This is a genomic window from Gracilimonas sp. BCB1 (assembly GCF_040117685.2).
Lineage (GTDB): Bacteria > Bacteroidota > Rhodothermia > Balneolales > Balneolaceae > Gracilimonas.
On record NZ_JBEDYP020000011.1, the window covers coordinates 118,479 to 126,075 of the forward strand.

A 7,597-nucleotide genomic window follows, 5' to 3' on the forward strand; every position below is an offset into this window, starting at 1 on the left:
CTTTTTTTACTACCCCAATCACTATATACGTATTCGTTAATCTTAAACTATCCGAAACCTGCGCAATATCTGCTTAATTATCGCTTTCCTCAAAAACATCGATTCTTACTTCCCGAAGCTGTCCGTTTTGGTCTCTGAACCTGAGGATGATTTCTTTTTGAATAAGGTCATTTTCCATTTCATCGTACCCTTCACCCAGATCATTCAATTCTTCCGGTGTTAGTGTACCCGAATCTACGTTGTTACCCTGTTCATCTACCTGGGCATACATTTGTTCAAACAGAGAAACCGTTTGCCCCGAATTGAGAGCTGTCACATCAACCTGACCTTCTTCCACCCATACAAATCCATCGAATCGACTTCCGAAATCCGTTCCCTGAACCGAAGCAAGCGAGCGGCTGGTGGCCACTTCAAAATCATTACCTCCCTGTGGTTCCACATTCAGGAATATTTCCCCGTTCTTCAAATTAATCCGGGTATTCATGGCCTTAGAGGCTGTAGCCACCGCTCCATTTAATATCAGTAATGAACTGGGCTTCACCTTAGCTACGCTTGCATCCATAAATACGACCAGGGCAAAACCTTCTTCGTTTGTTTCCAAAGAATCCCCATCAAAAAGGCGTTCACCTTTATTTTCCTCTAAATCCAGATTAATTAGCTTATCCACATCGAGGTTACGAAGGGTAACATCCGGCTTAAACCGTTTTACAATGGCAAGAGGCCGTTCCGATTGAGCCCGTGCAATTTCCGGCAGTCCAAATCCTGCTACAACCAGCAGTACGATAAAGGCATAGAATTTCTTATTTACGATACTCATGTGATCCCTCAGCTTCCTTCCACTATAATTTCTTCATCTCTGATTTTCTGGAGTAACTCCTCCAGTTTTAATGAGGCGGCCGGACCGGAAAACTCCTGTCCGTCGTACTGAATCGATTCCAGGGTAAATCCACTGTCTTTCAACCTTTGATACGCATCCTGTCCGATTAACCGCTCAATTGCCCGTCGCACTTCTGCTGAAATGGGCGCAGTTGCTGTAGCCTGAGCGGCATCTTTCAATACAAAACTCCATATTTCTGATGAAACTTCTTCTGTGTCACCACTGGATTGAAGGGTGGTTACAACCTGCCAGTAGTACGTTTTGCCTTTTTCCAATGGCTGAACACCCGATGAGGGGAATTGAAAAGAATTGGCTTCTACGGTTACATCCAGATTTTCAAAAGTAAGCAGCGAACCGCCATTTCCTACAGGTGCTGAACTTTTGGCACTGGCAAGTAATGATTCAGGGCTGTCTTGTCCGCGCTGCTCTACCACCAGCAGCCGGTAAGAAACATTATTTTCTCCTTCCCAGCTGAATTGAGGAAAGGGATTGGTGATCTCACTTTCTGTCCCCACTACATCTCCCGGAGTTTTCAGATAGATGTTTCCTTCTTCAAAAGAAGCGGCTGCCATACTTCCTCCACCAATTTCAGCTATATCTCTGGCAAGGTTCTGCCTGCCTTGTGCATCTGTAACTCTGAACAGAATCAGCTCAAGCGTATAAGTATCACGGGGTAGCGTTGTAGACCCGGATAAATCACTCAGAAAATCTTCACCCTCGGTAGTTAATCCGCCTGTAAAAGAAATTGTTTGGTTGATTCCGGGAATGCGTTCGTTCGCTAAATCATTATTAGTAAAGTAAACTGCCTGAAACGGTTTCAGGGAAAAAGGTCGTGACGCATTTTGAGTTACCTCAACAATGGCACCTACCTTTCCGGCGGTTACGATTAGTTCAAAATAGAGATTGTCAATAGACTCATCAGAGAGGTTTTCCATGGTAGCTGATATGAGTACCGGTCCCTGACCTTCGCTATCAATACCTAATCCTGTCAGGCTGAGTGTTTGAGCATTTTCAAGAATCGGACTCGGCTCAACATTAAGGGTGATGTCCTGCGCGGCAGCAAATTTATTGGGAACAACACCTATGAGTGCAAGTACAAAAAGTGTAAGATAAAATTTTAATGATCTCTCGTTCATTTTCATTGTAACTCCCGTTTTTATCAATCACGCTCATTTTAAAGTATAAGCAGCATACAAACAAGCGATCCAATTAACTCTAATATTTATGAATTTGACGATGAAAAACCCACAAATTTTATTGAATCGCATAAAAAAAGCCTTTTTCGAAGCGAAAAAGGCTTTTGTGGAGCTACGGGGATTCGAACCCCGGACCTTCGCGCTGCCAGCGCGACGCTCTAGCCAGCTGAGCTATAGCCCCGAAGGAATCCTAAAGATACCTGTAGTATAAAACTTATGCTAACTTTTTTTAGCTAATTTTTCTTTTGATACACAACCCAGTATCATTATTTTCAGACAAAATAGTGTATATTCTAACCCTAATAATTAATTGAATTGGAGAAATCTTAATATGAAGCGAACTATCCATCTTCTCGTTCTCACACTTTTCTTAGTAGGTGGTACCGTAGTACAGTATGGCTGTGGTTCTGACGAACCTGTTGTTCAGGAACCTGTAGACACTGACGGCGACGGTCTTACTGATGCTGAAGAAGCAGAATTAGGTACCGATTCTAATTCAGCAGACTCTGACGGCGACGGTCTTACTGATGCGGACGAAATAAATACTTACGAAACAGACCCTCTGAACTCTGACACTGACGGCGATGGCCTGAGTGACGGTGACGAAGTTAACTCTTACAATACCGACCCTAACAGTGCTGATTCTGATGGTGACGGACTCAGTGATGGCGATGAAATCAACGAGCACGAAACAGATCCTAACAATGCCGACTCTGACGGCGACGGACTCAATGACTATGACGAAGTAATGACTCATGGCACGAATCCAAACAACGCAGATTCTGATGGTGACGGATTTACCGATATGCAGGAAATCGATATGGGTACCAACCCTACCGATGGCAGCGACCCTGTTTACCTGACGGAAGATTCTTTCACTACTATCAACTTCAACTTTGACCGCTCTAATATCCGGGCTGATGCAGCCGAAGCGCTCATGCAAAATGTTGAAGTTCTTAAAGACGCTCCTGCTTTCCGTGTACGCGTTGATGCTTACACCGATCACGTGGGTGGCGATCAGTATAACTTACGACTCAGCCTTCGTCGCGCAACTTCTGTTGTAGACTTCTACACAGAAAACGGCATTTCTGAAGACCGCATTGAATCCCGTGGTTTAGGAAAAGCTCCTGTTGAGTGTACCGAAGCTGAAATGGATGCCAACACACCCGGTTGCGAAAGAAACCGACGTGCAGAATCACATCCTATCAGTACCCTGAAATACCAGCCGGGAATGTAATCTGAGCTGATTTTCAGAAGACAAGTTTAAGGCTCGTTGCTTCCGCAGCGAGCCTTTTTTTATTGGTAGCAGTTTTGGGAATTGCTTTCATACCCGGGGAAAGGTTAACAAAATGAAAAGCAATACATGTCATTGCGAGGAGCATATACAGTAATGAGGTTCAGGAGCTTAATCGACGAAGCAATCTCCATGACAAGTTTAGGATATTGGATTAGGGAGATCGCCACGTCGTTAGAAGACTTAATCTTTTGAGTACAAAATAAACTCCTCGCGATGACGGAGTTTTTACAAAACACACTTTCACACAGAGACCGAACGAATTGAAACAGCATCACAATAGTAGCAACCTTTCAGCGTCCTACGGTCCTGAAAGCGTTGTGGGGAAAGGGCATGATAGTTTTATGCCCTCTTATCAGGCTGGTGAACGCTCCAAGGTCCTGCGGACGCTTGGAGGTTCTTGAGATCAGACAGCCCTCTGAATACAAAGACAGAAAGTTGATTTAAAAGAACCTTGCTATACTCACACCCACATAAACCCCGGGGTTATCAATACGGTAGGCAACATCGGCACGGAAGAGGTTAAAAATATTACTCAGGGATAGCCCGGCTTCCATATGCCAGTCGTTGGTAGTAACCGGTGAGAACCCATATCGGGTATTGAACTCATCTAGCTGCTCTTGCTTCACCCAGGTACGCCCGATCCCTCCGAATGCTATGATACTTAAGCCGGTCTGCGTTGCATTTCGCCAGCCTAACATTTCCAGCGGTACGCTTTTAAAATTGTGTTCGGCATTGAGTGATACATAGCTTGCTCCTTCATAGGGAATAAATCGTTTGGCCCGGAATGCCCCAAAAGGAGTTACTACGCCCAAAGCTACATCAAGAGCTTCATTTTTTTGGATAGGAAGATCCCCGATATACGTTCCTGCGTTCAATCTCATGTCCAGTGTATTCGGAAAAAAGCGGCGCTGATAAAAGGTTTCATACCTTCGATAAAGATCTATTTTAAACCGCGTATAATCCCAGCTACTTCCGATTACTTTCGCCGACTGTTCTACACTGATGGAAAAATCATCAGCCCCGATGGCCCCCAAAGCTTTCTTGTCTTCCCCGTTGCTCAGGGTGATTTTGAGTGCACTTAATGTACCTTCGTCAATATAACTGTTGGGGCGCTGCACTAAATTTCTTCCGGCAATATCATAACTGTTGCTGTAGTTTATGCCTTCATGATTTTCATACATGTATCTGAGACTAATGGTCGCATTCAGCTTTCTCCGGGGACGATAAGCCGCTGTGAAATTTATCCCTTCATTCCTGTAGTAATCAAAATAGTCAGCAAAGCCGAACAAGTTTGGGATGCTGGTCATAAAAGGAATGTACATATCAGAGTTATACCGGTTTTCTGTAGTTGCGCTGTAGGCCAGCGACATCCCGAACCTCCGGGTTTTCTTTAGCGGCCACCATCCCATTTTTGCCCCATAAGAGAATGTGCCATCGCCATATCCGGAACTATACCCACCAAATACTTCGGATGAAAGGCGGTTATCCACATAGCGTCGCTGATGCTTTATCCCCCCGTAAAAAACATCCACACGGTTAAACCGGGCCTGCGGACTCAGGTTGCGGGTCAATTTTCTGAATAGAGATTCACCGCCGCTGCCTGAACTACCCGAGCTGCCTTCACTGCCTACACTTACCGATGTGGATGATCCGTCTGAGTCAGTTTCTTCATCCCAATCGATAAAGCGGGTAAAGAAGCCGGTGGGTTTAAATGCTTTTTCAAGCGTGGCGTTGCTGTCCACTTTCTCGTAGGCCATTTCCTCCTGGGTATCCAGCGGAATGATGTCAATTTCATTCACAAAAAGAGAATCTCCGGAATTGATGGTGGTTGAATCTACGCTAAAGCGATTCCATTTTTTGAAAAGGGAATCAGGCAGGTCTATATTCACTTCATAGTTATTCATCTTTGCCACCTGCTTAAAGCCAATGGGAGGAAACCGAAGGCCCACCATTCCTACTTCAATCAAACCCTCTATCCGCACATCAACCGGAAGCCAGTAATCTCCGCCGAAATTGCTGAATTGCTGGGAATAAGTCAGGTTGAAATCCTGAACAGGAGGCGGAAATACCACCACTGAGTTAGGTTTCAGGTCAACTTCCAGCAATGCATATTCCTCTCCCAAAACAAAAATCGTACCTTCAAAAAGGGGCTGCAGCTTACGGTCTGAGGTTACCGAAAGCTCATACACCACCTGTCCGTCCAGCGACTGTATATCTTCAAGCCGAAATTCATAAAACTTCAGTGCATCCGGATGCGTCACACCCACCATATCGAAACCGGCTATGTCGAGGTTGTCGTCATAAAAGTTGGGAAGGTAGCTTACGCCGGCGAAGTTATCCGCCGCATCAATATTAGCCGTTTGCCGCTTTGATTTAAGTATTTCACGGGAGCCCCGCTCTTTATCCCAATACGCTACGGAAACACTTTCCGAAATAGAAACAATAGACGTATCGTTCTTAACCTGCTGGCGGGTGTACGCTTCTGCCTTATAGGTTTCAAGGCTGGCTCTCCAGATTTGCTTTCTGCGGATGACCTCCCGCATGATGGCAATGGCAGGGTCTTCTCCCGTTACCACGATTTCCCCCATGGTGGCTACCGAAGGCTTAAGCAGGAAATCGACCGGACCGGAGCCCTGCGTCACCACTTTTTCCTGACTTTCGAAACCGATAAAACGAGCAACCAGTGTTACCGGAAACTCACGTACAATGATGCTGAATTCCCCATCCCGGTTCGAAATGGTACCCCGGTAGGTATCCTTTACGATAATATGAGCAGCCGGAAGCGGATCACCCGTTTCTGCATCCACAATTTTACCGGTTATTTGTGTTTGTGCCTGACTCTCAACGGTACCTGCCAGCACCAGAAAAAGAAAAAGAGCGGTTATCTTCTGCATCCCTATCCAATTTTTTATGAAAACGATCGGTGAACTTCTACTTGTCTGAAGCTGATTAGTTACGTTTAGCTACGTATATTTTCAGGAATGATTGTGCAAATAATTTGACCCTGTAGTTCAATTGGATAGAATAGGGACCTCCTAAGTCCTAGATCTGGGTTCGATTCCCGGCGGGGTTACAATATTTTTACTATAAATAATTGTTATAATTATATTTGCTTTCTGACCAGTCAATCAGGCTAAAGGATAGGCTAAAGATTAAATCGATATTTCACCTCTGTCCCTAATTATGATTAGCTATTTGTACTTGAATTTAATTTGTACTTTTTTGGATTCAATAAAACCAAATAAATGATTGACTTAAATTTACCCAAATATTCTCGAGCTGGGGATTCGTTTCACTATCGATGGGGGGCAAGACGTTGTTTAGAGATGCTGCACCCTAACTCTAATATAGAGATGATCAAAATCGAAGGGTCTGAAGAATATAAACTTAAAGGTGAATTTTTAATTGATGTCGCTGAATATTCACAAGGCAAGGACAAAAACAAACGTGACGTAATATACTATCAGTTAAAACACTCAACAAAAAGAGTAAATAAAAATTTTACTTTCACCGAATTAAAAAAAACAATTACAGGCTTTGCTGATAGATTCAATGATATTAGAAATGACAAGAATTCGGCTATCAGTTCTTTAACTTTTGCAATAGTTACTAATCGGGAAATTAGTAAGCGATTCAAAAAGACAATAATAAAATTTTCAAAAGGCAGAAAACCTACAAACAGTACTGACTATTCTTTTTTAAAGAGTATAGACCTTAAAGGAAGAAATTTAATTGCGTTCTGTAAATCTCTAAAGCTCTATGATGGTGAGGGAAATTATAACGAACAAAAATACGAACTACATTCCCAGATTAGTAATTTAATAGGAGTGACTTCAGATACTTCTTTACTTAATCACATTATTTCTCTCGTTAAAGAATGTGCCCTACCTGAAAATGATGGAAAAATAGTTAAAGAAGATATTCTTAAAAGGTTTGGGGTAACTTCAGAAAAAGAATTATTTCCCGCCATTACCCAATCTCAAAATATTCAAAATTTAGTAAAGAGAGAGCAACTCAAAGACCTTTCTGAATCTTTATTCTCTGACAATAAAGTCAAAGTAATCCATGCAAGTGGAGGTATTGGCAAATCAGTTTTAGCCCGGCAGTTAATTAATCAGCTCCCACCAAAATCCATTGGCATTATATATGATTGTTTTGATTCTGGTAGGTATAGAAACATAAGTCATAGCCGACACCGCTATAAAGATGGTCTTATTCAGATAATTG

4 protein-coding genes, 2 tRNA genes and 1 pseudogene are annotated in these 7,597 nt (G+C 43.1%); 3 read left to right on the plus strand and 4 right to left on the minus strand.

Annotated elements, in window-relative coordinates:
• Nucleotides 1–73: 73 nt before the first annotated feature.
• From ABFW99_RS06325 to ABFW99_RS06335, 3 genes are all read right to left on the minus strand, one after another.
• On the minus strand, nt 74–817 hold the full coding sequence (locus tag ABFW99_RS06325) for a FecR family protein (protein ID WP_349355892.1): 744 nt from the start codon (nt 815–817) through the stop codon (nt 74–76).
• Between the two features lie 8 nt (nt 818–825).
• Nucleotides 826–2,013 carry a hypothetical protein gene (locus tag ABFW99_RS06330; RefSeq protein ID WP_349355893.1) on the minus strand — a complete coding sequence of 396 codons (1,188 nt, stop codon included), beginning with the start codon at nt 2,011–2,013 and terminating at the stop codon, nt 826–828.
• Between the two features lie 167 nt (nt 2,014–2,180).
• A tRNA-Ala gene (locus ABFW99_RS06335) sits at nt 2,181–2,254 on the minus strand.
• A 150-nt stretch (nt 2,255–2,404) separates the two neighbouring features.
• Between ABFW99_RS06335 and ABFW99_RS06340 the strand changes: the two genes are divergently transcribed.
• Nucleotides 2,405–3,310, plus strand: coding sequence for an OmpA family protein (locus ABFW99_RS06340; RefSeq protein ID WP_349355894.1), 906 nt, complete (start codon nt 2,405–2,407; stop codon nt 3,308–3,310).
• A gap of 500 nt (nt 3,311–3,810) precedes the next feature.
• On the opposite strand, the gene ABFW99_RS06345 is transcribed toward ABFW99_RS06340, so the two are convergent.
• Complete coding sequence (locus tag ABFW99_RS06345) at nt 3,811–6,264, minus strand: DUF5686 family protein (protein ID WP_349355895.1); 2,454 nt, start codon at nt 6,262–6,264, stop codon at nt 3,811–3,813.
• 106 nt (nt 6,265–6,370) lie between these two features.
• Here ABFW99_RS06345 and ABFW99_RS06350 point away from each other — a divergent pair.
• Together ABFW99_RS06350 and ABFW99_RS06355 are read left to right on the plus strand one after the other, a co-directional pair.
• A tRNA-Arg gene (locus ABFW99_RS06350) sits at nt 6,371–6,443 on the plus strand.
• Nucleotides 6,444–6,615: 172 nt separating this feature from the next.
• Nucleotides 6,616–7,597, plus strand: a pseudogene (locus ABFW99_RS06355) (ATP-binding protein); the annotation flags it as partial.